The organism is Methanosarcina soligelidi (assembly GCF_000744315.1).
In the GTDB taxonomy this organism is placed as follows: Archaea; Halobacteriota; Methanosarcinia; order Methanosarcinales; family Methanosarcinaceae; genus Methanosarcina; species Methanosarcina mazei.
Genome location: NZ_JQLR01000001.1, coordinates 1,119,495 through 1,144,563, shown reverse-complemented (window position 1 = coordinate 1,144,563; position 25,069 = coordinate 1,119,495). Strand labels below are relative to the sequence as shown.

Annotated in this window: 23 protein-coding genes; 17 read left to right on the top strand and 6 right to left on the bottom strand. The window is 42.2% G+C overall.

What is annotated here, in order from left to right; genetic code table 11:
* Positions 1-51 precede the first annotated feature (51 nt).
* Positions 52-1,176, top strand: coding sequence for a TIGR04013 family B12-binding domain/radical SAM domain-containing protein (locus M886_RS05035; protein WP_048050780.1), 1,125 nt, complete (start codon positions 52-54; stop codon positions 1,174-1,176).
* Positions 1,177-2,166: 990 nt separating this feature from the next.
* On the opposite strand, the gene glmM is transcribed toward M886_RS05035, so the two are convergent.
* The gene (glmM, locus tag M886_RS05030) at positions 2,167-3,513 is read right to left on the bottom strand and encodes a phosphoglucosamine mutase (RefSeq protein WP_048050779.1); all 1,347 of its coding nucleotides are present in this window, start codon (positions 3,511-3,513) and stop codon (positions 2,167-2,169) included.
* A gap of 290 nt (positions 3,514-3,803) precedes the next feature.
* Here glmM and larE point away from each other — a divergent pair, with 290 nt between their 5' ends.
* The 11 genes from larE to M886_RS04980 all read left to right on the top strand — a co-directional run bounded on the left by larE (position 3,804) and on the right by M886_RS04980 (position 14,710).
* On the top strand, positions 3,804-4,631 hold the full coding sequence (gene larE / locus M886_RS05025; RefSeq protein ID WP_048050778.1) for an ATP-dependent sacrificial sulfur transferase LarE: 828 nt from the start codon (positions 3,804-3,806) through the stop codon (positions 4,629-4,631).
* Between the two features lie 28 nt (positions 4,632-4,659).
* The gene (locus M886_RS05020; protein WP_048050777.1) at positions 4,660-5,130 is read left to right on the top strand and encodes a GNAT family N-acetyltransferase; all 471 of its coding nucleotides are present in this window, start codon (positions 4,660-4,662) and stop codon (positions 5,128-5,130) included.
* A 445-nt stretch (positions 5,131-5,575) separates the two neighbouring features.
* Positions 5,576-6,124 (top strand): DUF531 domain-containing protein, encoded by a 549-nt coding sequence (locus M886_RS05015; protein ID WP_084685046.1) that lies wholly within the window; start codon positions 5,576-5,578, stop codon positions 6,122-6,124.
* Between the two features lie 200 nt (positions 6,125-6,324).
* A complete protein-coding gene (locus M886_RS05010) occupies positions 6,325-6,552 on the top strand; it encodes a hypothetical protein (RefSeq protein WP_048037037.1) in 228 nt (75 codons plus the stop codon).
* The gene (locus tag M886_RS18575; protein WP_015411881.1) at positions 6,549-6,707 is read left to right on the top strand and encodes a hypothetical protein; all 159 of its coding nucleotides are present in this window, start codon (positions 6,549-6,551) and stop codon (positions 6,705-6,707) included. Before M886_RS05010 ends, M886_RS18575 begins: the two co-directional genes overlap by 4 nt.
* Positions 6,708-6,749: 42 nt before the next feature.
* A complete protein-coding gene (locus M886_RS05005) occupies positions 6,750-7,931 on the top strand; it encodes a cysteine desulfurase (protein ID WP_048050776.1) in 1,182 nt (393 codons plus the stop codon).
* A 431-nt stretch (positions 7,932-8,362) separates the two neighbouring features.
* Entirely contained in the window at positions 8,363-10,039 is a 1,677-nt protein-coding gene (locus M886_RS05000) for a type II/IV secretion system ATPase subunit (protein WP_048050775.1), read from the top strand.
* A gap of 10 nt (positions 10,040-10,049) precedes the next feature.
* Positions 10,050-12,038, top strand: a complete 1,989-nt coding sequence (locus M886_RS04995) for a type II secretion system F family protein (protein ID WP_048050774.1) — start codon at positions 10,050-10,052, stop codon at positions 12,036-12,038.
* Between the two features lie 9 nt (positions 12,039-12,047).
* A complete protein-coding gene (locus M886_RS17680) occupies positions 12,048-13,109 on the top strand; it encodes a type IV pilin N-terminal domain-containing protein (RefSeq protein WP_084685045.1) in 1,062 nt (353 codons plus the stop codon).
* 97 nt (positions 13,110-13,206) lie between these two features.
* On the top strand, positions 13,207-13,668 hold the full coding sequence (locus M886_RS04985; RefSeq protein ID WP_011033459.1) for a type IV pilin N-terminal domain-containing protein: 462 nt from the start codon (positions 13,207-13,209) through the stop codon (positions 13,666-13,668).
* 109 nt (positions 13,669-13,777) lie between these two features.
* Positions 13,778-14,710 (top strand): DUF7289 family protein, encoded by a 933-nt coding sequence (locus M886_RS04980; RefSeq protein WP_048050773.1) that lies wholly within the window; start codon positions 13,778-13,780, stop codon positions 14,708-14,710.
* 1,170 nt (positions 14,711-15,880) lie between these two features.
* On the opposite strand, the gene M886_RS04975 is transcribed toward M886_RS04980, so the two are convergent.
* Complete coding sequence (locus tag M886_RS04975) at positions 15,881-16,345, bottom strand: type IV pilin (RefSeq protein ID WP_048051644.1); 465 nt, start codon at positions 16,343-16,345, stop codon at positions 15,881-15,883.
* 452 nt (positions 16,346-16,797) lie between these two features.
* Complete coding sequence (locus M886_RS04970; protein WP_048050772.1) at positions 16,798-17,289, bottom strand: type IV pilin; 492 nt, start codon at positions 17,287-17,289, stop codon at positions 16,798-16,800.
* A 279-nt stretch (positions 17,290-17,568) separates the two neighbouring features.
* Between M886_RS04970 and M886_RS04965 the strand changes: the two genes are divergently transcribed.
* The 5 genes from M886_RS04965 (at position 17,569) to fdhD (ending at position 22,561) form a co-directional block, all read left to right on the top strand.
* Entirely contained in the window at positions 17,569-18,063 is a 495-nt protein-coding gene (locus tag M886_RS04965) for a type IV pilin N-terminal domain-containing protein (RefSeq protein WP_152557991.1), read from the top strand.
* A 266-nt stretch (positions 18,064-18,329) separates the two neighbouring features.
* Positions 18,330-19,319, top strand: coding sequence for a type IV pilin N-terminal domain-containing protein (locus tag M886_RS04960; protein WP_235203873.1), 990 nt, complete (start codon positions 18,330-18,332; stop codon positions 19,317-19,319).
* A gap of 38 nt (positions 19,320-19,357) precedes the next feature.
* Positions 19,358-20,284, top strand: a complete 927-nt coding sequence (locus M886_RS04955) for a DUF7289 family protein (protein WP_048050770.1) — start codon at positions 19,358-19,360, stop codon at positions 20,282-20,284.
* Positions 20,285-20,320: 36 nt separating this feature from the next.
* The gene (locus tag M886_RS04950) at positions 20,321-21,754 is read left to right on the top strand and encodes a hypothetical protein (RefSeq protein ID WP_235203872.1); all 1,434 of its coding nucleotides are present in this window, start codon (positions 20,321-20,323) and stop codon (positions 21,752-21,754) included.
* An 18-nt stretch (positions 21,755-21,772) separates the two neighbouring features.
* A complete protein-coding gene (gene fdhD / locus M886_RS04945) occupies positions 21,773-22,561 on the top strand; it encodes a formate dehydrogenase accessory sulfurtransferase FdhD (RefSeq protein WP_235203871.1) in 789 nt (262 codons plus the stop codon).
* A gap of 63 nt (positions 22,562-22,624) precedes the next feature.
* On the opposite strand, the gene hisB is transcribed toward fdhD, so the two are convergent.
* The 3 genes from hisB to hisG all read right to left on the bottom strand — a co-directional run bounded on the left by hisB (position 22,625) and on the right by hisG (position 24,923).
* Complete coding sequence (gene hisB, locus M886_RS04940; RefSeq protein WP_048050769.1) at positions 22,625-23,200, bottom strand: imidazoleglycerol-phosphate dehydratase HisB; 576 nt, start codon at positions 23,198-23,200, stop codon at positions 22,625-22,627.
* 27 nt (positions 23,201-23,227) lie between these two features.
* Complete coding sequence (hisA, locus tag M886_RS04935) at positions 23,228-23,968, bottom strand: 1-(5-phosphoribosyl)-5-[(5-phosphoribosylamino)methylideneamino]imidazole-4-carboxamide isomerase (RefSeq protein ID WP_048050768.1); 741 nt, start codon at positions 23,966-23,968, stop codon at positions 23,228-23,230.
* A gap of 85 nt (positions 23,969-24,053) precedes the next feature.
* A complete protein-coding gene (gene hisG, locus M886_RS04930) occupies positions 24,054-24,923 on the bottom strand; it encodes an ATP phosphoribosyltransferase (RefSeq protein WP_048036974.1) in 870 nt (289 codons plus the stop codon).
* Between the last annotated feature and the right edge of the window lie 146 nt (positions 24,924-25,069).

Genomic DNA, 25,069 nt, shown 5'->3' with positions numbered 1-25,069 from the left:
CTGAAGCTTGCCAGGACCTGAAAAAGAACCTGAGAGAGGAAAAAAACAACAATGGAAGTGAATTTTCGATACAGCAAAAAGAATTCCTACAGCTTTGCGGTACTTTCACCTGTGCTTCCTGAAGCGGGATTTACGGACAGTCCCGTTGACGGGATAATGATCTATAGTTTTACCACACGACAAGCAGCAAAAGTATTCAAAGAGGTAGAAAACGCGGGTACGGACTCGATCTTCATCGCAGGAGGACCTCACCCTTCCGGGTGTCCAGAGGAGACGCTAAAATATTTCGATTACGTGGTAATTGGAGAAGGCGAGAAAACTCTTCCGGAACTTGTAAGGGTCCTGCAGAAGAAAGGAGATCCCGGAGAGGTAAAAGGAATCGCTTACAAAAATCCGGATACCGGCAGAATAACCCTGACTCCCGAAAGGCCCCATGTAAATCTGGACTCATATCCCTGTTTTGACCCGAAGAAACTCCGCGCCCCCATTGAAATAAGCCGTGGATGCCCCTGGGGCTGCAAGTACTGCCAGACTCCAAGACTTTTTGGGAGGGAAGTCAGGCACAGGAGCATTGATTCCATCCTGAAGAATGCACAGCACTATAACGACCTCCGCTTCATAGCTTCAAATGCTTTCGCTTATGGAAGTGATGGAATTCACCCGAGGTTCGATAAGGTAGAAAAACTGCTCTCTGCGCTTCAAAAACTGCCCGATAAAAAAATCTTTTTCGGGACTTTCCCTTCCGAGGTCCGTCCCGAGTTCGTGACCGAAGAATCTGTAGAGCTTGTAAGGAAATACTGCGCAAACGACAGCCTCAGCCTTGGAGCCCAATCCGGCAGCGACAGAATCCTTAAAGAGATAAGAAGAGGTCATACGGTTGAAGACAGCATTTCCGCTGTAGAGTGCTGCCTTGAACATGACATTATGCCTGCAGTTGATTTTATCTTCGGGCTTCCGACAGAAACCGAAGAAGACCAGGAAAAGAGCCTTGAACTCGTGCGCTGGATCTGCGAAAAAGGAGGGACTGTCAGGGCACATTATATGACCCCACTTCCGGGAACTCCATACGCATCATCAGTACCATCAGAGGTCAGCGGCCGTGTAAGGAGAGAGCTTGGAAAACTTGCCCTTGGGGGAAAATTAACAGGTTACTGGGAAAAACATAGAAAAGTTTAAACGTAAGTTTAAAAAAGAAGTAAAAAGGAAAGTAAAAAGGAAAGTAAAAAGGAAAGTAAAAAGGAAAGTAAAAAGAGAAGTAAAAAGAAAAGTAAAAGCGGAAGTAAAAAAGATTAAGGAAAGCCGGTGTATAATTTCCGCACCTGCTTTTTAAGCCTTAATCTTGCTTTTTGGCCCAGGTCTGATTTTAAATTAACTGCATAAGGAGACCTTCATTTTATCCTGTTACTTCACCTCTCTATTACTTTGATTAATTGGAATTTTTAATTCCAATAGATAACGTTTTCAATTAGATCTTGACTTCAGGTTTAATTGCCTATTTCTAAAATATGTGCACTGATTTCTCAGCCTTGATGGCTTGATAGGTTCAAAGGATGTTGTTAATCTCGTACCAGGTCTGTTTCTAACACTTATGTGATTCATTTCTAACGCTTACGTAATTCTGTCCTGTGTGTTGTCCTTTTTATCAGGCATTTCGAGCCATTCACTATTATTTTGCTATCAGGAGCTGTATATTTTTCTGATAAGGAGGCTCAGTTACTGACTGGTTTAACTCGGGAGTATTTCCTGTTTTTCTTCCATAGAATAAGAAAGACTTCAATCTATTTATAATTTATTGTTACTTATTTTAACTTAGTTCATAATAAATGTTAATTTATTGAGATAAGAATGAGGCAAAAACAAATCAAAGTTGCGCTGGCGCACCCCGCAGCAAGCTAGCGAGGTATTCGACTGAAATAAAGGAGGTTTTTCAGGAAAACAGATTCCGGAATCAGTTCAGAAAAAAATTTATTCCAAAAAAGAACAAATTCCTATCAATAACCCATAAGCTGATTAGTTGTTACCTTCAGCTTCAGCCTTAAGAAGATTTATTGAATTGAGGATTTATTGAATTGAGGATTTATTGAATCGAAGATTTTATTGAATTGAGGATTTAAAATAAAAAAGGAAATTAAGGCTCAAACTCTGTTAAGCCTCATTAAGGCAATTTCAGGCACTCTCTGATCTTAAAACCATTTCCAGGCCCTGGTTCATTAATTCCTCTGCTCTTTCCTGCTTTTTCGCTTCGGCAAATATCCGGAAAATTGGCTCTGTACCTGAAGGGCGTATAAGGACCCATCCGTCATCGTACCAGATCTTGACTCCGTCAATAGTGTCTGTTTTAAGGCCCATGCTTGAGGTCTCATATCTGATCCTTCCCATAGTGCCAACTATATCCCTGGAAGGAGTCTTGGTTTTTGCATTGAAATATACAGGCACGCTTTCAGTTAGCTCGGAAAGCTTCTTTCCACCGGCAAGGATCTCGAGGATTTTTGCACATGCCATAGCTCCGTCCCGGCAGTACTGGTGTTTGGGGAAGATAAGACCTCCATTGCCCTCGCCACCAAAAACAGCGCCTACTTCCATCATTTTTCTGGCTACATTTATTGAACCCACAGCAGTCCAGTGAAGTTCAACCTCTGCTTCCTTTGCGACATCAGCCATGCGCTGGGAAGAGCTTACAGGAGTGACCACAGGCCCTTTTTCGAGCTCAAGCATGTATTTCGTCATCATTGCGAGCAGGACTTCCTCGTTTACAAACTCCCCGTTCTCGTCCATGAAGACAATTCTGTCTGCGTCCCCATCATGAGCTGCCCCAAAAGCTGCCCCTGTCTTTTTAACGAGAGCTGAGAGCTCTGTCAGGGCATCAGGAGTGGGCTCCGGGTTTCTCCACGGGAAAGTCCCGTCAGGCTGGGCCCCGAGAGTAAGGACTTCACACCCCAGTTCCCTGAGCAGGAAGGGAAGGGTAAGGGAACCTGCCCCGCAGCCGGTATCAACCACTACCTTAAACCTCCGGCTCCTTATAGCTTCGGCATTAACCGCACGCACGACATTTTTTATGTAATAATCGTTAACCGACGAATCGAACCTGAAACTTCCGGTTTTGTCCCATGAAACAATCGAGAATTTGCCTGAAAAATAGATTTTTTCGATTTCCCTTTCCCCGTCCCTCGGGAATTCCGAGCCGTCTCCTGCAATCAGCTTAATTCCATTGTATTCCCTCGGGTTGTGGGATGCAGTGATAACGATCCCGGCATCGGCATAGTCGCGCACGTAATATTGAATGGAAGGAGTAGGGACGGTCCCCACATCAATTACGCTCAGGCCTGTTGCAAGAGCTCCGGCAATTGCTGCGGATTTCAGCATCTGGCCCGAAATCCTGGTATCGCAGCCTATTGCAACCGTACCTTTTGAGCCCATGTACGTGCCAAGGCTTTTAGCCACATTGACCGCCAGTTCAGGCGTTATAAATTCGTTGGCGATACCGCGCACACCATTGGTTCCGAATAATTCCATTTAAGATCTCCATCTTGTCATTTGCGTCAAAATTATACTATTATAAGGAAATTAGGTTCTAATTAGATTTATTATTATAACCAGAGCCCTGATAGAAAAACAAAGTTTCGGTACAGAAGGTCGATTTGCCTATAAACTGAAGAGAGCAACTTTAGGAATAAATCATTTCAGGTTACAGCTGGAAAAACCCTCAATTAAATTCACCCATATTCTTTTACTCAGAATGCCGCGGAGCACCTGACTATAAGGCTGGAAAATACATATATCTTATTAGCTGAAACTCGTTATTAATGGATATCGCCAGGATAGAAAAGATAAGAGAAGCTATTAAAGCCAGGGAAAGTGTAGTAATCGCATTCTCCGGGGGAGTGGACAGTACAGCTCTTGCGGCTCTTGCATTTGAAGAGCTTGGGGACAGAGCACTTGCCGTTACAATAGATTCTCCACTTTTTCCCAGACAGCAGCTTGAAACAGCTTCCCAGGCTGCCTGTGAAATAGGGATTCAGCATAAAATCCTCCCTTTTTCCCTGAACAGTGTGCCCTATTTTACTGCAAATACGATTAACAGGTGCTATTTCTGTAAAAAAGCACTTCTTGAAACCCTTCTCGAATTCGCGGAAAAAACAGGATATAATGCCGTGCTTGAAGGAACAAATGCTTCAGAAATAAAAGGGGAAAACCGCCCAGGATACAGGGCGATTCAGGAAGCCGGAGAAAAGATTTATTCCCCGTTTGTGGAGTTTAACGTTACAAAAGAAGAGATAAGGGAAATTGCTGCGAACCTCTCACTTTCTGCAGCCGGCAGACCGTCAGCAGCCTGTCTTGCCACACGCATCGCTTACGGACAGCCCATTACCCCCGAAGCTCTTGAGAAAATAGAAAAAGCCGAAGATTATCTGTTAGATCTGGGTTTTACTCAGTTCAGGGTCAGGCTGCACTCAAACCTTGCCAGAATAGAGCTTACTGAAAAAGAAATTGAAGAAGCGTTCCGAAAAAGAGAAAAAATATCAAGGCATCTCAAAACACTTGGTTTTGACTATGTAACCCTCGACCTTGAGGGCTTCCGTTCAGGAAGCATGGATGAACCATATTTGCAGAAAAAATCCGAAGAAAAATAACCGTAAAAACACCGGCAGCTAAAAGGATATGACAGAAATTCAAATCAGAAAAGCCGAAAAAAAAGACCTGCTATCAATCCAGAGGCTTCTATCAACTTATTTTCTGGACATGGAAAATCTTGGTCCTGAAGACTTTATACTGGCGGAAATGGGAGGAAAAATAACTGGATGTGCTGCACCCGTAAGAGGCACGTATGGGGACAGGAATTTTTTAGAAATTCATTCCATAGCCGTACACCCAAACTTCCGAGGAAAAGGTATCGGGAAAAGGCTTATCGACGACATTATAAATACCCTGAAAGATCCAGATAACTCGGATAACCCGGTATGTGAATTATACGTCAGGACAGGTTCTCCGGGCTTTTTTGAAAAACTTGGTTTCATAAGATTACCTGATACCGATAAATTACATCTCTGGGCTGAGTGTAAAAATTGTGAGCATTTTGAGGGATGTACCCAGCATGCCATGAAATATTCCAGGTCCGTGAACTACCACTAAGCTAAAGACTTAGTGGCTTCCTGAGTCATCCTTCCAACCAATGTTGACAAGTCGTGCAGGCTCTACCCCGCGTTCCGCAGGTGAAATAGATATGAGCGTGATATACTTGAGATGCATATAGCTACCGTCTTTCCACGGCTTAATCCCGATCCCTTCAGGATGATTCTTGCCCTGTTATCCAACTCCCCGATGTTCAAACGTTACCTCGCTTGGTTTTCGCTTTGAGAATCGGCAACATTCTTATGAACTGTGAGGTTGTGGTGACAGCAAAATCTAATATTACAAAAGATTTTGAAAATATTTAACAATTGACAGAATCAATAACGGTTAACAGTTTAGGTTGACGCTTATATCCCCTGAGCTAAAGACTCAGGGGTTTTACGCTTCTTGCTATAAAGGGACAGACCTGATAGGGTTAACGAAACATTATTTTAGAGAAAAGCATATGAAGCAGCTTATGCTCACTCTCGGAATCGTTAACACCTATGACAAGATCAAAGTTCTGGATGCCCACTACAGGGCAATTGCCAGAGCCGCCCCGATCTGCCACGCTTTTGGGTTCCACCTTGCTCTTTACGACTTCCCTTTCAAAATGACCGCAGAAGAGCTGGTTGCGTTTGTAATGGAAAAAACCACAATAGGCGAATCTGGAAGTTATCTGAAAATCCTTTATGAAAAAAATCATCTTTCAGTGTCCGATCTCCCAAAGAAAGGTTTCCCGTCCCAGTTTGGAGAAACAGTTATTACCACTTCAAAACCGGACCCAAAAAGGAAAGTAATGCCCGTAAAAATCGCTGAAGAAGCTTTTCACAACCGTTCTTTCTTATTTCTTGTGGGCCTCGGGCATAAAGGGCTTCCAAAAGAACTTTTTGAAAGAGGGAAATACCACCTCGATATCACCTCTAAAGGCCTTTCCCTCGAGACATGCACTGCAATAGGGGCTGTACCTGCCCACCTCACCGGGCTGATGGAAAACCTGCAATGTAAAAAGTGAATATAAGCGAAGCTCCGGAACAAGCAAGAAGGCAATGTAGACTTATCTGTTTAAAATTATACTATAATGCAAAAAATTTTAGAATAAATCAAAAAATATTCCGGAATGGATATATATCACGAGTGACAATTAATAATTGTTGTGGGTAAGAACAACGCCTGTAGCGCTGTTATGGGGTTTGCGGCCTGAAGGACTGAAATTTGACCTGCTTTTCAGAGGTCATCCAGACAGACCGGGAATTCCGCCCGAGGGATTCTGAGGAAGTATTTGAACTTCTGACCTGCAGTACGGTTTATGCTTTCGATAAAAGGCAAGAACCTCTCCCGACCGCAGGAATTGTATCCGGAAGGGGAAATTATGTCCGGAAGGAACGAAATTCGGACCCCAGACCGAGCGCAAATATTGAAGAGACAGGAGGAAAACTATGAGTGAGCTAAATCGTGAAGAAGTAAAAAGAAAAGAATGTAGATATGGATGCCGTCAAGACAGGTATCACACAGTTGTAAAGGGCTGCACAGACAGCCTTGACACAGATGAATTAGACCTTTACCGCTATATGATAGGCGGGATGCAGGGTAAATAACCTGCACAACCTTTTTTTATTTCTCGTTCCTAGAAAAGAAGCATGTACGATGTAGATGCGGTCCGTGAAGATTTTCCTGTTTTAAAAGAAGTTGTGTACCTTGACAGTACGGCGACCACGCAGACTCCGGTCCCTGCAGTCGAAGCCATGGTTGAATATTTCTACAGGTATGCCGGCAACCACGGGAGAGGAGCGCACCGCCTTGCCAGAGAGACCACAAACCGGTACGAAGACGCAAGGGAAACTGTTGCCCATTTTCTGAATGCAGACCCTTCAAAGACCGTATTTACGAAAAACACGACCGAAGGGATAAACCTTATTGCAAATAGCTACCCCTGGGAGGCAGGAGACCATATAGTTACAACCATGCTCGAGCATCATTCAAACCTTCTTCCCTGGCTGCGCCTGCAAAAAAAAGGAATTGATGTGACAGTGATAAAACCGGACCGTGAAGGCATAATTGATCCACGCATGATAGAAAATGCCCTTACTGACAGGACGAAACTGATCGCCGTCACGCATATCTCAAACGTTTTCGGGTCCGTCCAGGACGTCAGCAGGATCACGAAACTTGCCCGCAAAAACGGAGTAAAAATCCTCATTGACGGAGCTCAGTCCGCAGGGCATGTACCGCTGAACATTAAAACACTTGGATGTGACTTTTTTGCGACTGCAGGGCATAAAGGGCTTCTCGGACCCCAGGGGACTGGCGTACTTTACATTAAAGATCCTGAAGTGATGGAAAGCGCATCTGTGGGAGGAGGAACGGTTTCGGATGTCACAGGGCATGAGTACACTCTTGAGCCCTCCCCGACATGTTTTGAAGCCGGCACCCCGAATATCCCGGGGGTTATAGGGCTTGGGAAAGCAGTAGAGTATGTAAAAAAAATCGGGATTTCCGAAATTGAAAAGCATGAAGCTGAGCTTTCCCGGCAGGCTGCGAAAAGGCTCTCGGAACTTGATCACGTAGAGGTTTACGGGCCTGAAAACAGGGCAGGGATTGTTCCTTTTAATGTTACCGGGCTTCATGCCCATGATGTCGCCCTGATTCTTGACCAGACAAGAAAAATTTGCGTCCGTAGCGGACACCATTGTGCAATCCCTGTTACCCGTTTCCTCGAAGTGGAAAGTACGGTAAGGGCTTCTTTTGCACTTTATAACACAGAAGAAGAAGTAGATATCCTTGTAAAGGCTGTGGATGCTCTCAAGGCGCTAGTATCCTGAAAACCTGATCTCCACCCGGGCAGAAGAAAAACCATATTGCAGCTTAAAGACTTTTCTCGCTCACATTTTCTAATTTTACAGGTTGAATTTAATACAGGTAGAGAGGGATATCCCCACATATTTTTAAATTTGAAAAATTAAACGTAAAAAATAATTTACTTCAAAAAAACTCTTTTTTGGATTTACTTCTACAGGAATATCATTCTTAGCTTAACTCAGGAATTACAATATAAATTAATTTTATTTAGACTTTCCTACTAAATTTTAAAAGGTAAAGCTAATTTCATGTATTTATTGAAAAATAGAGGAGAAATTAGCTTTATTACATGACCTACAGAAGATAATAATTAATACATTTAGTTGCCCAGATCGAAAGATTTTATAAGAAGTTGCCATCTATATAGCGTAAGAAAAAATCTGAAGGCGAGAGTATGGATGAAGTAACAGAAATCTCGGAAAAGAGAAGTTTTATTTCGGGGTTATTCGGGAAAAAAGGCGATAGTAACTCCATCTCGGATATATTGAATAGGGCTAAAACTTATTTTGATAAGCCTTTAAGAAGCATGCCTGCGTACGACCAGGAAAAAGACGGACCTCTTATAAATTTTGAAGTTCCTGAAGGCTTAAAGGAAATTGAGAGGTACTGGCTCCAGGAACCCTATGCTCTGGTATCGATCCTGGAAGACCGCAGGACAAGGTACTACAGGCTGATAGAACCCGCCCTGACGAAGTTCGAAAAAGAGCTGCTAGAGAGGCTCTACGAAGATTTTCAGGACATTCTGATTTTGAATCCCACAACCTCAAAGATAGAAAAAGACGCACTACTTGTAGATAAGACACATTTACTTCTTGAACGCTACAAAGCTGAGATTTCGGCCGTAACAATTCACAAAATAGTTTATTATCTCAAAAGAAACCTTCTCGGTTATGAAAAAATCAATTCTCTTCTTTATGACCCTTATATTGAAGATATATCGTGTGACGGTGTAGGAGTTCCTCTATATATTTATCATATCAGATATCTGAATATTGAAAGTAATATTTCTTTTGGAGAAGAAGAGCTTGACTCGCTTGTAATCAAGATGTGCCAGCTTAATAATAAGCACATCTCTGTCAGCCAGCCGATTGTGGATGCAACAATTCAGGACGGGTCAAGGCTTCAGGCTATGCTGGGGAGAGAAATTACTCCGCGAGGCAGTTCTTTTACTATCCGTAAGTTCAGAAAAGATCCAATTACACCTATCGACCTTCTCGGCTTTAAGACGTGTGATATGGAGATGCTTGTATATCTCTGGCTTGTTATTGAAAACGGCTACAACATGCTTTTTGCTGGTGGGACGGCTTCAGGAAAAACCTCGATGCTTAACGCGACATCCCTTTTCATGCCTTCAACAGCCAAAATAGTCTCAATAGAAGACACAAGGGAACTCCTGCTCTACCACAACAACTGGGTATCGGGCATTGCAAGAGAGAGTTTTTCAGCAGATTCTACCGGGGAAGTTTCCATGTACGACCTTCTGAGAGCCGCCCTGAGACAGCGTCCCGATTTCATAATTGTGGGTGAAGTGAGAGGTGAAGAAGCCCGCACCCTTTTCCAGGCAATGTCAACAGGACATGCTACAAGCTCGACAATGCACGCAGGAGATGTGCAGACCGTTATAAACAGGCTCACACACGAACCCATAAACGTGCCTCATATTATGCTGCAATCTCTTGATGTTCTCTGTATCCAGGAACAGGTGTACATAGATGAGAAAAGAGTCAGGAGGACAAGAAGCCTTGTTGAAGTCCTTAACGTTGACCCTGAGACAGGAGACCTTGGTATAAACGAGATTTTCAACTGGGATCCTTCTGAAGACGGCTTCCTGAAAGTTGGAGACTCCCATATCATGCAGGAGATAATGCATGTCAGAGGATGGGATTCGGGCCAGTTGAGGGGTGAGATGGAGAACAGGAGAAAGATCCTTACCTACATGTATGAGAAGAATATGAGGAGCTACATCCAGGTATCCCTTGTAGTGCAGGCGTATCAGAGTTATCCGAAAATGGTAATGGAAGCCATAGAAAACAACACCCTGCAGGGAATGATTCAGGATATGGTCGCTTGAGAGGGGGAGCATGACTTACACTTCTGTGGACGAACTGGCATACAGAGCTTTTGGAAATTTCTTTTATAAAAATAAGGAAAGCTTCCAGGAGCTCAAAGTAAAGATGCGCCACTCCCATATTCCAATGTCAGTGGACCAGTACCTTGCATCAGTTTTAATGTATTCCATATTTGCAGGCATAATAGGAGGACTTTTTGGATTATGGCTCGGGCTGAAAACCTTTGGAGACCCTGTGTCCAGACTCAGCCTTTTTGTGGATTCAACAAGGGCAGGATTTGCAGAAGAATACCTTTATTTGCTTGCGCTTTTAGTTGCAATCCTGTCATTCATTATAAGTTTCCTTATAATTTTTGGCGTTGCATATATCTATCCTTATTTTCAGGCAGATATCCGGAAAGCCTGCATTGACAAGTCTATGCTTCCAGCTGTAACTTACATGTACGCCCTGACAAAGGGAGGCATGTCAATCTATGATGTTTTCAGGTCTTTAAGCAGGTACACCCACATATTCGGCACAAGCGCGGAGGAAATCTCCTATATTGTGAGGGATATGGACTACCTGGGAAAGGACTTTATAACTGCCCTTAAAGAAGCAAAGGAACGTACTCCTTCGGAGCGTTTCAAGGACTTTGTTGACGGGTTGATCCTGGTTTCAAGCAGCGGAACCATAACCGGATATATAAAGAATAAGTCCGAGCAGTACCAGGATATGGCTGAGATGGCAAACAGGAACCTCTTAAAGACGCTTGATGTCCTTGCAGAGGTCTATGTTACCGTGCTTGTGGCAGGTCCATTATTCATAATGACAACTCTCATAGTGCTGCAGTTTTTCAGGCCTGCTTCAGCCCAGATACTTTACATGCTGATTTATATTATAATACCTCTTGCGACCCTGCTTTTCACAGTTCTTCTTGATACGGTTGGAGAACTCTCCATGAGCCCGAAGAAGGGAGAAGTCCCTGATTATCCTATAAACCTTTCCGATATTCCTGAACTTAAATCAGAAATCAGCGCAGAAGAGGAGGAAAAAAGGGACAAAAAGTTAAAGCTCTACAGGCAGGTTTACAATATCAGGGACCTTGTTGTTAACCCTTACAGGACTATCCGCGATGAACCAAGGTACACTTTCTTTTTCGGAATCCCTCTCGGGCTTTACTATCTCGCCAACCTCCCGGAAGCTCTTAAAAAAAGTATCAATTTAAACTTCCACTGGAACCCGAACTTTGCCCACATCAGCGATAGCAGCGTCCAGTTTATAAGCTCAATTGACGACTACATTGTCATTTTCATCGCCATCGCACTCATTCCCTTCATCATATTTTATGAAATCAGGGCGTGGAGAATGAGGAAGATCGACGAGAGAATGCCTGAAATGCTGAGAAACCTGTCAAGCATGAATGATTCAGGGCTCCTCCTGTCCAATTCCTTAAAAATAATGGCAGAATCCAAGATGGGGATTCTCAGTAAAGAGCTCAAAAAATTAAAGGAGGACCTTTCCTGGGGGACTTCTACTTCAAGAGCCCTGATGAAACTGGAGAACAACATCAGAACCGCCACATCAAGCCGGATTCTGCATACCGTTATTAAAGCGAACGAATCCACAAGTGACCTTAAAAGTGTGTTATCCATTACCGCAGAACAGGTCAAGAGTGAGGAGCGGTTGAAAAAGGAACGTTCTTCTGAAATGGTCGTTTATGTTGTCACCATCTACGTTTCTTTCTTTGTTTTCCTTTTCATAGTCTATGTCCTGGCTATGTATTTCTTCCCTGAGAGCGCCTCATTTAAAGGATCTTCTCAGGGGATGGGATACGGAGGAGTCGGAAATGGTTACTTCAACATACAGGAGTACACGATGCTCATGTACCACTCAGCCCTTGTCCAGGCTTTTACTTCCGGGCTTATTGCAGGAAAAATGGGGCAGGGTTCGGTTTACATGGGACTGAAGTACAGCGTCAGCATGATGATACTCACCTATGTTGTCTTTACAATGTTCGTCTAAGGTGTTTTTATGCAAGAAACTCCCAGGAAGGGAACTTCAAAAGAAGCTGCAGTTTCAGAAGTAATGGGCATTGTACTTCTCACAGGTATAGTGGTCATCATGCTCAGCACTCTCGGCACAACTGTTTTCTCGATGGAGGGCCCTGACGATGTCCCCCATACAAACGTCCAGGAAATAATGGACATTTCCACGGATACGATCTACCTGAAAAACGGTGGGGGAGAACCGGTAAGCACTGAAAATTTAAGGATCTTAGTAAATATTAACGACAGGAAGTACGAATATCCATCCTCGAAAATTTACGAAAGCCTGGGAAACAGTAGCGTATGGAAAATGGGGGATACTATTGAAATCAATTCAAAGGATACGTGGGGCGTTAACCTCAACAATAACGACAAAGTGGAGCTATTCCTGGTCGACACCCCCTCAAACGAATTGATCCAGAAAAGTACGCTTACGTGCGAGCTTCAAAAGAAGCCCGATTTAAGTCTATGTTTCACTCCGATGGGAGATATAACGGATACATCAGAATCAGGAAAAGATTCATCAAAGAAAGGATATGGAGACAAAAAACAGGTTCATTTTACAGATGCTGATGATAAAACGCTAAAGGAAAAAAACAATGAAAAAAGAAACTGCACAACTTATTACCCCCCTACAAATGTAATTAACACCAGTATATATCAAGAATTCGAATTCAAGATTAAGCCCGCTGCATGTGGATTAAGACCAGGAGACACTTTAGTAAATGCAACTCTGATAATTATTTATTATACACACGATAGCTCCGGAAAAGACTCCAAAGGTGTGGCTATTAAACTCAAATATTATGACACTCTCGAGAACGGAAGTGGAGAATGGGTATACTCCGATACAGTTCTTCCTGCACATAATAATAACTTCGAGCCTGAACTTGTCAACCTGACAGATCGCATCAATACTCCTGCTGATCTGGCTAATTTCAAAGTACGGATTGAAGCATCAACGGAAGCAGATAAGCACGCAGAGAAAGAATTAAACATCGATTACATAGGGTTATTGCTAGAAAGAGCGAGCAACGAGAAAGAGTAAGATTATTAATGGAGTTTTGAGACCGGATTTAATCTAATCTTTAAAAAAATAATAATTGGTATTAAAAAATAGTGAAAAGTAGGGGAGTGGAGAGACCTTGCCAGAAATAAAAAAATTCTTCAAAAATTCCAGTGCTGTTTCGGATGTCCTGGGGGAGATACTCATGACAACAGTAGCGGTTATCTTAATCGGTTCAATAGCCGTGTCCATTTTTTCATATGGCGGACCGGATGATATCCCACGAACTCAGGTGAATGAATGGATAGACGCAGAGACAGATACGATCTATCTGGAAAATAGTGGAGGAGAGTTCATCGACACAGAAAACCTTGAAATTGTGGTAAATGTCAATGGAAACCGGTATACTTATTCTTCTTCTAATATTTCCGAAAACCTGGGGAATAAAAACAACTGGGAACTGGGAGACAGAATAGAAATCAATACTTTAAGCGAATGGAATCTCCACATAGAAGAGGAAGATGAGGTAGACATGTACCTTATCGATAAACCCTCAAAAAAGGTGTTCCAGAAACTTCGGCTCTCCGCCGGAGAAAATTGAGGTTTGCGGTTATTAGCTCAGGAACAGCTGGTGCGAGCATCGTCGACCTCAATGTTAGTTTTTATGGTGTTGCATGTAAGTTAAAAACCAAAGCAGGAAAGGGAAATAGATGAAAAAGCGATTCTTTGAATCAATCTCTTCTTTTTACAAATCCGAATCAGGGATAGCAGCTGCTGTTGCTGCGGCTCTGCTCCTCGGGATTATAGTCGTTTCTATGACAACAATCCAGGTCCAGTACGTGCCTGTCTGGAAAGAAGATGCAGAATACGCCCATATGTCCGACGTCTGGCAGGACATGTCCAGATTCAAGTCTAACGTAGATATTCTGGCTGCAGGCATAGAAATGAACCCGAATTCCAGAATAACCCTGAACAGCCCGATCCAGATGGGAGGGTCAGATGTGCCTTTCATAGGCGGCATGAAAACAGGAGGAACCCTTACTGTAAACAATGCCATCTCAGGCATGTTGATAGAAGTAAATGATGATATGAGTGGATACAATAGCAGCCTATCTGATATCGGCTCGGTTTCATACCGCCCTACAAATATCCATTCCGTGGAAGAAACTTATTGCTATGAAAATGGGGCGCTTATCGTCACCCAGAACGGCAGGTCTGTAATGAAACTATTTCCAGGAATCGTGCTCGAAGATGGTGCAGGAATAGCTTCCGTAAATCTCTCGGCGAGGATAGCTACCCTTGAAGGAACAAGAGGTGTAATGGCCAGTAACAGTATAGAGAATATCAGGCTAACGTCCCAAGACTTCATAAGCATATATGACTCTGAGCAGGAATATACCAGTGGAAATACAACTAAAAAAGCTAACGTTACTTCCGTAGACCTTACGATCTACACAGAAAATACAGAAGCCTGGAAAAAATATTTTGAAGATTCAGCCAACGAGACTCACCTTCAGGAAGGAACGGATTATAACATAACTAAAGAAGATTATTCCGTGAAATTTTCCCTTTTCCCGGAAAACAAAACCATCAATTTTAAAGCATACAATGCGATAATAAAAATGAAGACAGAAATTCAATAAAGTCTATCTTAGCCCCTTTCCTTACCAATTTTTTAAGACGTGCAGCCGCCAGAAAAATAGAAAAGATTTCGGAAAAATAAATTCTGTAAATTTTTCTGCATCTTTTTTACTATTTCGTTTCCAGTAGAAAACAGAAACTCTATAGATGGAAGAGCCGTGTAAGCTTTTCAAGACCTTTCTTATTCAATTTACAGGACAGGCTTTTTCAACTTCATAATGAAAAAGAGAATAGAACAAGAGAATTGCCTCGTGTTCTATTATTCATTTTATTCGAGCTAAAACCGAAGAATGGGCCGGTTCGGTTTCAAGCCCAAAGTTTTCTGGCGGGATGTTCCGATCCTACTTTCGGCAGGTAACTAATTTTTTCCGCAATATTTTTACTGATAGCGTTTTTATTGAAAAACACATTATCCCTGATACTAAACATTATTTTAAAAATGGTTCATTGCTTATATATCTCGTAAGATTTGTGCCATATGTTAACCGATTTTAAACTTTATACCTATTTGCACTATGTTTGAAAAACGTTATCAACAAAAATTCTCAAAATTTAATGTCGACCTGCCGAACATAGGTTCCGATTTTCACCGAAAACACTTAACTTGACGGCGCGGAATCAATAGTCACCAGAACTACAAGATCCTAGAAATAGGCCGCAGGATTGTTAAGGTTCGCTGTTCCCGGTTAAAACAGAAAACCGCCTCATTTTCCACCAGTACGATCCTGCCATCCTCAAAAATCTACTAAGTACACAAGTTGGTACCATTAGTTGAATATTGATTCTCAGATTTTTGTACAATAGATTCTCCTATGTGTGCAGAGAAATAATATCAAGAAGGTAAAACCCAGAACAAGCGAGCAACATATACAAAAATATTAATTTTGTCTTGATAGTTATTTAAGTCTTTAAATTTGTATTAATTTATTCACTCTAGGGGGAATAAATAGAAGTTAGATAAAAAAACAAATAGTTTGAAGAATATAAATAAAAATGTTTACAATGCCATCATCCTAATTTTATTACAATGATGAGAAAGGTTTTTGTGAAATTCATATAAGCTTCATAAGATGGAAAGCTTAAAAAAATGAAAATTTCCGGTAAAAAATTAAAAATAGGTATCAAATTAAAAAAGAAAAAAAGCACCTGAAGAAGGTGCTTTCCATTCGCGTTTAGAATCTCAGATCCTTCTCGCAAATGAGCTGACTTGTCTTTATGTCTACAATTTTGATCTTAACTGTACTACCGGACGCGATGGGGATAGGTGAAGTATCGTTCCCTAATTTGAGAGTTTTGACATCACCAACACTTAATACGTCAAGATCTTCAACGACAGTAGGGTCAACAGTTTCAGAAGTGTCACCATTAACGGATACTGTAACCTTTGTCAATGTGGCACCGAAATTAATCGGGTCTCCACCAAGGTGCTCGACTTTTACAGTTGCTGGAACACCAGTATCAGAGATGCTTATTGGTTGAATAGCAAGGTTCGCCTGCGGTGCGGGTTCTGAAGTTCCCTGGCCAAAGACGGAAGATCCGATTGCGGCAGCAAGGATGACGGTGATTGCAACCATCAGCACGACACCGATTACCGGGGAAACTGCTTTATTATCATTATATATTCTTTTGAGATCCATATGTTTCTCCCCTTGGTTAAAGGTATTCGGGCAGGAGAGCCTGCCAGATACTTTTAACGCCTTAAATGCATAATCTAAACAGAACATAATTTTTTAATCAGCATGCAATCTTACTCCTTATATCTATATAAATTTTTTTGAACATTAAAAGAATAGTTTTTGTTTTAATAAATAATTTTTTATCAAAGTAACAAGCGGAACTTTAGTATTCAGTAACGGGCTTCACTATTACTGTAATTCCAAAATAAGCTCATAAAACGTGAAATTCGAATTTGTCCAAAGATTACAGACTTTTCCTATTTAATAAAAAGCTTATTTTGGAATCGAAGCACTAGATTTCAAGAATTTGAAGTAATTGAAAGGTCTGAGCCTGAGAAACAACGAGAATAATCCGTAAAAACAAGCGAATATAAAAAGAGTAAAGCGTCTGTTTGAGGCGCTTAAATTAGTGCTTAGAATCTTACGTCCTTATCGCAAATAAGCTGACTGGTTTTTATATCAATAATTTTGATATTGACAGTATTGCCAGATTTCATAGGAACAGGAGATGTGCCAGAATTATCCTTAAGTGCTTCTTTTGGATTAGCGGTAGAAGCATCGTCTATCAAATATAGTGTTTTTATATCGCCAACAGTAACAGTTCCAAGAGCAGCTGTAATCGGTTGAGAGTTCCCACCATTGACAGATGCCATAACTTTTGTCGTATCAAAATTAATAGGGTCCCCACCAAGGTGCTCGATTTTGATAATTGCCGTGCTATTACTACTAATAATCCCAGCTGCTTCAATATCGAGGTTAGCCTGCGGTGCTGATTCAGAAGTCCCCTGTCCAAAGACGGACGAGCCGATTGCGGCGGCGAGGATGACGGTGATTGCAACCATCAGCACGACACCGATTACCGGGGACACTGCTTTGTCATTCTTAGACATTTTTTTGAGATACATATGTTTCTCCCTCCTGAGTTAAAAACCCCTAGACAGGTTGTCCTGCCTGAATTTTAACACTAGAATTTACAATTATTACATTTTAAAATTACACTGAAAGATATTCTTCATTCGTATATAAATTTTTGCTGAAACTTTTCAAATTTATTCGGCAGACGTATAATTTGTGTTTTATAATAGTTTTTATATGAGTTGAAGAAATAGAGGGAATTTCTTAAAACAGTCAGGTTAATATTCAATTAAAAACATTATAAGAAGTTAGGTACAAAATTGTAGAAGGTGACTGTTATCGTGGAGGGTAAAAAATACAGGGAACTTTTTCAGGACTGCAAGGCAGTATCAGAGACAATAGGGCAGGTGCTTATGGTAGCTGTAGTTGTTCTGGCTTTTTCTTCAATCGCTGTTACAGTGTTTTCAGATGGAGGAGCGGTGAAACCGCCTCATATTCCCCGTACTGATTTGCAGCAAAGTATTGACAGGTCCGGAGAGACCGTACAGATATTCCACAGCGGAGGAGAGGCAATCGATCTTGAAGACATCAAGATAATACTCAGCGTCAATGGGACACAGGCAGAATTCAATATGTCAGACCCCAGTGTCACATTCTATGATGCAAAAGGCGAGACTTCTTCTGATGATGTCTTTATGCTCGGAGATTCCATATTAATCAACACCAGGGGCAGTGCAGTTAATATCACGGATGAAAATGCCATCATAGACTTCTATTTTGTGCATACGGAATCCAACCAGGTGATTAAGAAAGGAATACTCTGAAGAAAAAAGCAATTCTCTGAAGAGAGTTAAGGAATTGCTAAAAACTCTTTACTATTTTTAAGAAATGATTGTATAAACGGGCTCGTCCCAAACCCAATTTTGTCCCTGTTTAAATAAATTTTTTAAGAGTATATCGCCATCAAAGACTTGATTGAAAAAATCATAATACAGGATGAAGAGACGTGATATTTAGTGTTAAGATCAGCTCGACAGGTTAATATACAATAATCAATAATTTAGAAAGTCAGGACGCAATATTATAGAAGGTGGCATTTATCGTGGAGGGTAAAAAATACAGGACGCTCGGTCAGGACTGCGGGGCGGTTTCAGAGGTAATGGGGGCAGTGCTCATGATATCTATTGTCGTGCTAGCTTTTTCTTCAGTCGCTCTTACAATATTTTCAGAAGGAGATTCGATGGACCCGCCGCATACTCCGCATACCAACCTGCGCGAAAACATTAACACTTCAGAAGATACTGTGGAAATCTTCCATAATGGGGGGGAAGAAATTGACTTTGAAGATATAAGGATAATACTCAGAACTGGAGGGAAGCAGGCAGAATTCAACATGTCCGAATCTGCTGTCAAAATTTTTGATCCCAAAGGCAATCAGCTACCTTCTGACGGCGTTTTTGCATTAGGAAACCGCATCGTAATTGATCCCACAGGTAAAATCAATGTTACAAGCGGAAATGCAGTTGATCTCTATTTTGTGCACACAGCATCCGACCAGGTGATTCAAAAAACTAAACTATGGAAAGATGTCAGGGACCTGCCTTACTGGATAACTCCTCATACATTTCCTGCCGGAACAGCATATGATAATTATACGGAAACATGGCTGGATACGGAGTTAGTCGACAAAGTCGACGATGAATATACGGACAGTTTCATACCAAAAAAAGAGGAAATATACGAAAACTTTACTTTTGGCATAGATACTGGGGAGCTGGGCATTCCAGAAAACGCATTATTTACCAAAGTTATCCTGAAAATTGTCTCTACACGACACGACAACAGTGCGAAAATGATGAGACCTGTAATATATAATGGATCCCAATGGATCCCGTTTGATTTCATCCCGTTTGATGGTAAAAATGTCTATGTGGTAACAGAACTCGATATAACTGAACATGTAAAAAACACTACAGAACTAAGAAATCTAGAAGTCAAGATATCAGCTGATGGGAAAGCTGCCGATCCAAGTGAAAAATATTTCAGGATTGATTTTGTAGGTGTCCACGTGGAGTACTAACATATGAAGAAGGGCATTCAGATAAGGGGTTGAAGCATATGAAAGGAGAGATTTCAAAAAATTCGCAGACAAGTAAGCCCTTTTTTCTCCGTTCAGAGTCTGCATCATCAACGGTTGTAGGGGCAGTTTTGTTACTGGCGATCATTGTTAGCGTATTTTCGGTGGTCAGGATTGGTTATATACCCGAATGGAAAAATGATGCCGAATATTCCCATATGAATGATGTCTGGAAGGACATGGCAGACCTCAAATCAAAAATCGACTTAATAACCATAGCCCTGGCATCGGACCCGGATTCTCAAAATACTGAAATTACTATGAGCGTACCATTTCATATGGGAGGAGGGGACGTCCCGCTTATTGGGACAATAAAGTCAAGTGGAACTCTTTCGGTAAATAAAAACGAATGTAATATAACCATAAGTCAAGGTTCCAATGGGAACTTGATAGACCCAGTTGCATGCGGCTCTGTAAGCTACACATCACAAAACAGGTATTATGTGAATCAGGATTTCATATACGAAGGAGGAGCCCTGATCCTTTCCCAGGGAGAAAGATCTTCTATGATGCTTTACCCTTCGATCCGTTTCTCCAGAACACCGGCAAATGAATACAATGTTTCGATACACATTGTAGAGATCGATAAAAATCCGTATGCTCCTGCCGATGTCATATCTTCTAACACGGGATGCTCTCTCCGACTTTCAGGCAAAGAGTATGAGCCTCTCTATGATAACAACAACATAAGTTCGTTCACCTTAACGGTTAATACTGACCATCCCGATGCCTGGTACCTGTATCTTCAGGAAACAACAAAAGAAGCAGGGATAACTGATTCTACAACACTTACACAAAATGAAAACAGCGTGAGTTTAACCTTCCCCTCCGGATCAGGTGAAAAGGGTTTGAACAGGCTCTATGTTAGTAAGACAATAGTAAAGGTAGAACCTGGAATAGGGATCTAAGCTGAGAACATGAACCAGGGAACGAAGGGAAACGGGATGTCTCGAAAAAACCTATTAAAATCCGAATCCGCAGCTGCAATTGCAATTGCGGCGGTGTTGCTTTTAGGGCTTGCATTTACTATGATCTCCGTGGTCAAACTAAACCACGCTCCTGAATGGAAAATTGATGCGGAAAGAGACTATAGTTATGATGCATGGGGCAATATGGAGGACGTGAAAAACAGGATAGACTTATTCACCCGGTTCATGGATTCTAATAGCAATTATTCGGGATATGGTCTTTCAGCAACTGTTCCTTTCAGCATGGGAGGAGGGGATGTCCCGGTATTCGAGCCTTCCAAATCTAATAGTAAACTTTCGGTGAACAACGAAGAGTATACAATGAATATAACTCTCGCCAATCATTCTTTTTCTCATAAAATTGACTGTGGGGGTGTCACCTGTTATTCAGAAAACAGACAATACCCTGATCAGGTTTTCAGGTATGAGAACGGAGCCCTCATCATGGCCCAGGGAGAAAGTTCTCAGATGAAACGAAAACCTTCCTTCGATATACAGAAAATTGGCAATGAAAATTATGCAATTACCATTAATGCCATTAACCTTACAGGAGAAACTACATCCGTATCCTCCAGCAACCTCGCTGCCCTGCGTCTTACCGGATGTTCTATAAATCCTATTCTCAACAGTAGTACCGACTATTTGAACGAGAGCATAAACTCTTTTAACCTGAGTATTTGCACACGCTACACGGATGCCTGGGCAACTTACCTCAACGACACAGCAAAAGAAGCAGGACTTGAATACGGCACTGATTATCAGATTACCTACCCTGATTCAGGCTGCGTTTGTCTCTCTTTCCTTCCCACAGGCAATAACTACAGCATCTACGTCAATAAGACCATAATCGGTGCAGAACTTGGAACTGGAAGCGGCATGGACATTGGAAATACCAGCGATTCTGAGCCTGACGAAGATGAGGATGAATCCGTGATGAAAGTAGGTACGTGGTATACATTTGAATTATCAGATAATGGAACAGCGATTCTCCCGCTAAGAGATTATAAACCGGGATTCGTTTTTCCTGCAAGTTCAGGAGTAAATGTAAAGCTTGAAAATTATGATAACAATTATCCGACTAACGAATTTAATTACTCGATGGCGACATCTTTCGAAGATACTTTCCGGTTTAATTCATTCGCTGACTTCAATTCCAAACCCAACTCGGCAACTATTCGGATGATTTATAAACTCGATTATAGTTCCACATCGGTAACTAGGAATATTGCAGAAAATAACCCTGAACATGCTGTCCTTGTTGGTAATAATAATGGCAAAGATTGGTATTTGTATAGCGAGACAACTCCGATAAATATAATTGATCCTTCGGATCTTACATTTTATTTAAAAATAGATGAAAAAAATGGAAAGAACTTCCATATCGACTACCTTGCAGTACGCCTTAACTAACGGAAAAGAAAAAGGCATATGGACACCATACTCGCTATAAAGAAAAAGCGAGAAAACCAGATCCATATGCCTGAAAAATACACGACCCCATACCCTGCCAGAAGAATCCATTCCGACGGCAGGGCTGAAGATACTGAAGTGCTGCTTGCAAAGGAATGCCCTGTTAAACTATTTCTCGACGGGAAGCAGCTCACTACTCTTTTTGCCTCCCCGCTTGAATTGAAAGAACTTGCAGTAGGTCATCTGATTACAGAAGGGATTCTCAGTTTCAAAGAGATTGCAGGGGTTGAGGTGGAAGGCAATGAAGTTAATATACTGACTCTAAAGGGAAAACACCTCATACAGGATGAATCACCCCGACCAGCCGGAGAAGAAACAAAAAAACAAATTTTTGTGAATTCTGACGCCGTTTTTGACCCTGGAGCCATTTTTGCAGGCACAGCTTATCTTGAGTCCGATACATACAAACTTACCAGAGGCACCCATCTCGCCGCCCTTATAGATAAAAAAGGAAAGCTTGCAGTTCAGATCGTTGACGTAGGCAGGCACAATGCCGTAGATAAGGTGGTAGGGGCTGCATTTCTGAGGATGATCGACCTCTCTCAACACTATATGCTTTCCACAGGCAGGCAGCCCGCTTACATGGTCACAAAAGCAGCCCGTGCAGGAATTCCACTTGTCGCCACAAAAGCCATGCCATTCGATTCCGGCGTCGAAGCCGCAAAAAAAGCTAACTTATGTCTTGTAGGGCAGCTAAGGAAAGAGTCAATGCTCGTCTTTACGAATGAGTGGCGAGTCAGGATTTAAGCGTGCAGTTCCAGCTAATGGGAAAGAAAACCGGAATTTATAAACACCTGAATTTAAAAATAATTAGAGGGTGCCTTTCGTGCTCTTTACTTCTTCGCCTTCGATTTTTACAGCCCTTTTCATAGCATAAGCAAAAGCCTTGAAGAGAGCCTCTATTTTGTGGTGGTCATTGTCACCGTAAACGCTGGCGTGTATGGTAATCTTTGCATTTGAGGCAACGGTCTCAAAGAAGTGCTTTACCAGCTGGGTACTGAACTGCCCTACCTGAGGAGCAATAAAGTCAGCTTTCATGACAAGATAGCTGCGGCCTCCCACATCCAGGGCAACTTCAGCAAGAGCCTCGTCCATAGGGATCCTGGCTTCCCCGAAACGGGCGATTCCTGCCATATCTCCAAGGGCTTCGGCAAGAGCTTTTCCGAGGACTATTCCCGTATCCTCAATGAGGTGGTGCTCGTCCACATAAATGTCACCTTCGGCACGCACTTTAAGGTCAAATTCGGCGTGCCTTGCGAAAGAAGAAAGCATGTGGTCAAAAAACCCGATCCCTGTACTGACATCTGCAGTGCCTTTACCGTCAAGGTTAATCTCGAGCTGAATGTCGGTTTCCTTCGTCTTGCGGGAAATTTTGCTAATTCTCATACAGCATCACACTTTTCTTTAAAATAATTAAATATCTCCAAAGGCAGCGTTAATTGCTTCTTCCAGAGTAAACCTGCCCATATAAAGGGCACTGCCTACAACAACACCCGCAGCTCCGGTCTTTTTCAGGGTTTTTATATCTTCCAGGGTGCTTACCCCACCGGATGCGATTACAGGAATGCTGACGGATTCTACAAGCTCTTTTGTAGGAACAGGGTTTACCCCCTGCATCAAGCCTTCGGTGTCAATGTTGGTAAAAAGAAGGCTCCCGGCTCCAAGCTCTTCAAATTTCCTGCCCATTTCAACAGGAGTTTGAGCGCATTCTTCGGTCCAGCCTTTAATTGAGATTTTCCCATTCTTTGCATCCAGGGCAACGTTTACATGTGAACTTCCAAAAGAACTGGAGAGCTGCTTTACAAGTTCTGGGTTCTGGAGGGCGGCTGTTCCGAGAATTACCCTTGAGACACCGATCTCAAGAAGCGAGGCTGCATCTTCAAAGCTCCGTATGCCCCCTCCTACCTGGATACTCACGCCTTTTTCCCTGCATGTGTTGACGATCTTTTCAATAATTGGGGAATTTTTTCTTTCCCCTTCTATTGCTCCGTCAAGATCCACAAGGTGAAGGGTTTTTGCTCCTTTACTCACCCAGTCAAGGGCGACTGCGAGTGGGTCATCAATGGACACGATCTCGCTGCCAGGCACTCCCTGTACCAGCTGTACACACTTCCCTCCTCTCATGTCCACCGCAGGTATTACTTCAAAGACCATAAAAAGCTACATCTCCATATTTTACAGGAATGTTTTTTCACTTCAGTGATTTATGTATTTTATGTATGCTATTCAGATTTTTCATTCAGGGCATGATCCTTTCTATGGGGACCACAAGGACGTCTCTTGCGCCCACTTTCTTCAGCCTGTTTACGATAGTAAAGATCAGGTCCGCGTCCACAACCGCATGAACGGCAAGTATTGATTCTTCAGAAAACTTGCTGGACTCAACTTTCATCACTGTCGGGCCGGACATTCCCGGAAGAACCTCTTTTACGGCTTGGAGGGAAGATTCAGGCACGTTCATCATAAGATAACGTTTTTTCTTTGCATTGAGCACGCTTTCGAATGCTGTTTTTATGTCAAGGATTTTTTCTTTTGTCCTGAGGCTCTCTTTGTTAGCAATAAGATAGACAGTGGAAGAGAAAGCCGTATCAATAGCCTTCAGGTGGTTGATAAGCAAAGTTGTCCCTGAGCTTGAGATATCAACAATGGCATCTGCAATCCCCACATGCGGGGTCATTTCACATGCGCCGCTTACTTTTATAATATTTACGTTAACTCCGAGTTTTTCAAAGTACCGCCTGGTAATTTCAGGAAACTCGGTTGCCACTTTTTTACCTTCAAGGTCCTGTGCTTTTTCAAAGTCCGAGTCTTCCGGGACAGCCAGCACAAGATTCGCCCTCCCGAATTTAAGGTCCAGAAGAGCCTCAACATTTGCCCCTCTTTCGGTAATCAGGTCCATGCCCGTAATACCGACGTCTGCAGCTCCGTCCTGTACATACTCAGGGATGTCAGCAGCCCTGGCAAAGAGGATATGGATATCCGGATCTGTCGTTTTTGCAAAAAGTTTTCTGCTTTCGGCTCCTCCACTGATAGGGAGCCCTGCATCTTTAAAAATAGAGATTGTGGGTTCGTAAAGGCGCCCTTTATTGGGTATTGCAATGCGAATCATCTGCTCTGTCCTCTAAATATGTAATCTGATGGGAAATTTCCCGGTAAGCTCATCCGTATAAAACGTTTATCCAGAACACCCTTGTATAATATAGACTTCACGGTGGTTTTCATGAAAATTCCTTCCCGCTTACCTCTAAATGTGGA

Coding starts and splice junctions, on each gene's coding strand:
- M886_RS05035 (WP_048050780.1), top strand. CDS start 52: ATGGAAGTGAATTTTCGATACAGCAAAAAGAATTCCTACAGCTTTGCG.
- glmM (WP_048050779.1), bottom strand. CDS start 3,513: ATGGAATTATTCGGAACCAATGGTGTGCGCGGTATCGCCAACGAATTT.
- larE (WP_048050778.1), top strand. CDS start 3,804: ATGGATATCGCCAGGATAGAAAAGATAAGAGAAGCTATTAAAGCCAGG.
- M886_RS05020 (WP_048050777.1), top strand. CDS start 4,660: ATGACAGAAATTCAAATCAGAAAAGCCGAAAAAAAAGACCTGCTATCA.
- M886_RS05015 (WP_084685046.1), top strand. CDS start 5,576: ATGAAGCAGCTTATGCTCACTCTCGGAATCGTTAACACCTATGACAAG.
- M886_RS18575 (WP_015411881.1), top strand. CDS start 6,549: ATGAGTGAGCTAAATCGTGAAGAAGTAAAAAGAAAAGAATGTAGATAT.
- M886_RS05005 (WP_048050776.1), top strand. CDS start 6,750: ATGTACGATGTAGATGCGGTCCGTGAAGATTTTCCTGTTTTAAAAGAA.
- M886_RS05000 (WP_048050775.1), top strand. CDS start 8,363: ATGGATGAAGTAACAGAAATCTCGGAAAAGAGAAGTTTTATTTCGGGG.
- M886_RS04995 (WP_048050774.1), top strand. CDS start 10,050: ATGACTTACACTTCTGTGGACGAACTGGCATACAGAGCTTTTGGAAAT.
- M886_RS17680 (WP_084685045.1), top strand. CDS start 12,048: ATGCAAGAAACTCCCAGGAAGGGAACTTCAAAAGAAGCTGCAGTTTCA.
- M886_RS04980 (WP_048050773.1), top strand. CDS start 13,778: ATGAAAAAGCGATTCTTTGAATCAATCTCTTCTTTTTACAAATCCGAA.
- M886_RS04975 (WP_048051644.1), bottom strand. CDS start 16,345: ATGGATCTCAAAAGAATATATAATGATAATAAAGCAGTTTCCCCGGTA.
- M886_RS04970 (WP_048050772.1), bottom strand. CDS start 17,289: ATGTATCTCAAAAAAATGTCTAAGAATGACAAAGCAGTGTCCCCGGTA.
- M886_RS04955 (WP_048050770.1), top strand. CDS start 19,358: ATGAAAGGAGAGATTTCAAAAAATTCGCAGACAAGTAAGCCCTTTTTT.
- M886_RS04950 (WP_235203872.1), top strand. CDS start 20,321: ATGTCTCGAAAAAACCTATTAAAATCCGAATCCGCAGCTGCAATTGCA.
- fdhD (WP_235203871.1), top strand. CDS start 21,773: ATGGACACCATACTCGCTATAAAGAAAAAGCGAGAAAACCAGATCCAT.
- hisB (WP_048050769.1), bottom strand. CDS start 23,200: ATGAGAATTAGCAAAATTTCCCGCAAGACGAAGGAAACCGACATTCAG.
- hisA (WP_048050768.1), bottom strand. CDS start 23,968: ATGGTCTTTGAAGTAATACCTGCGGTGGACATGAGAGGAGGGAAGTGT.
- hisG (WP_048036974.1), bottom strand. CDS start 24,923: ATGATTCGCATTGCAATACCCAATAAAGGGCGCCTTTACGAACCCACA.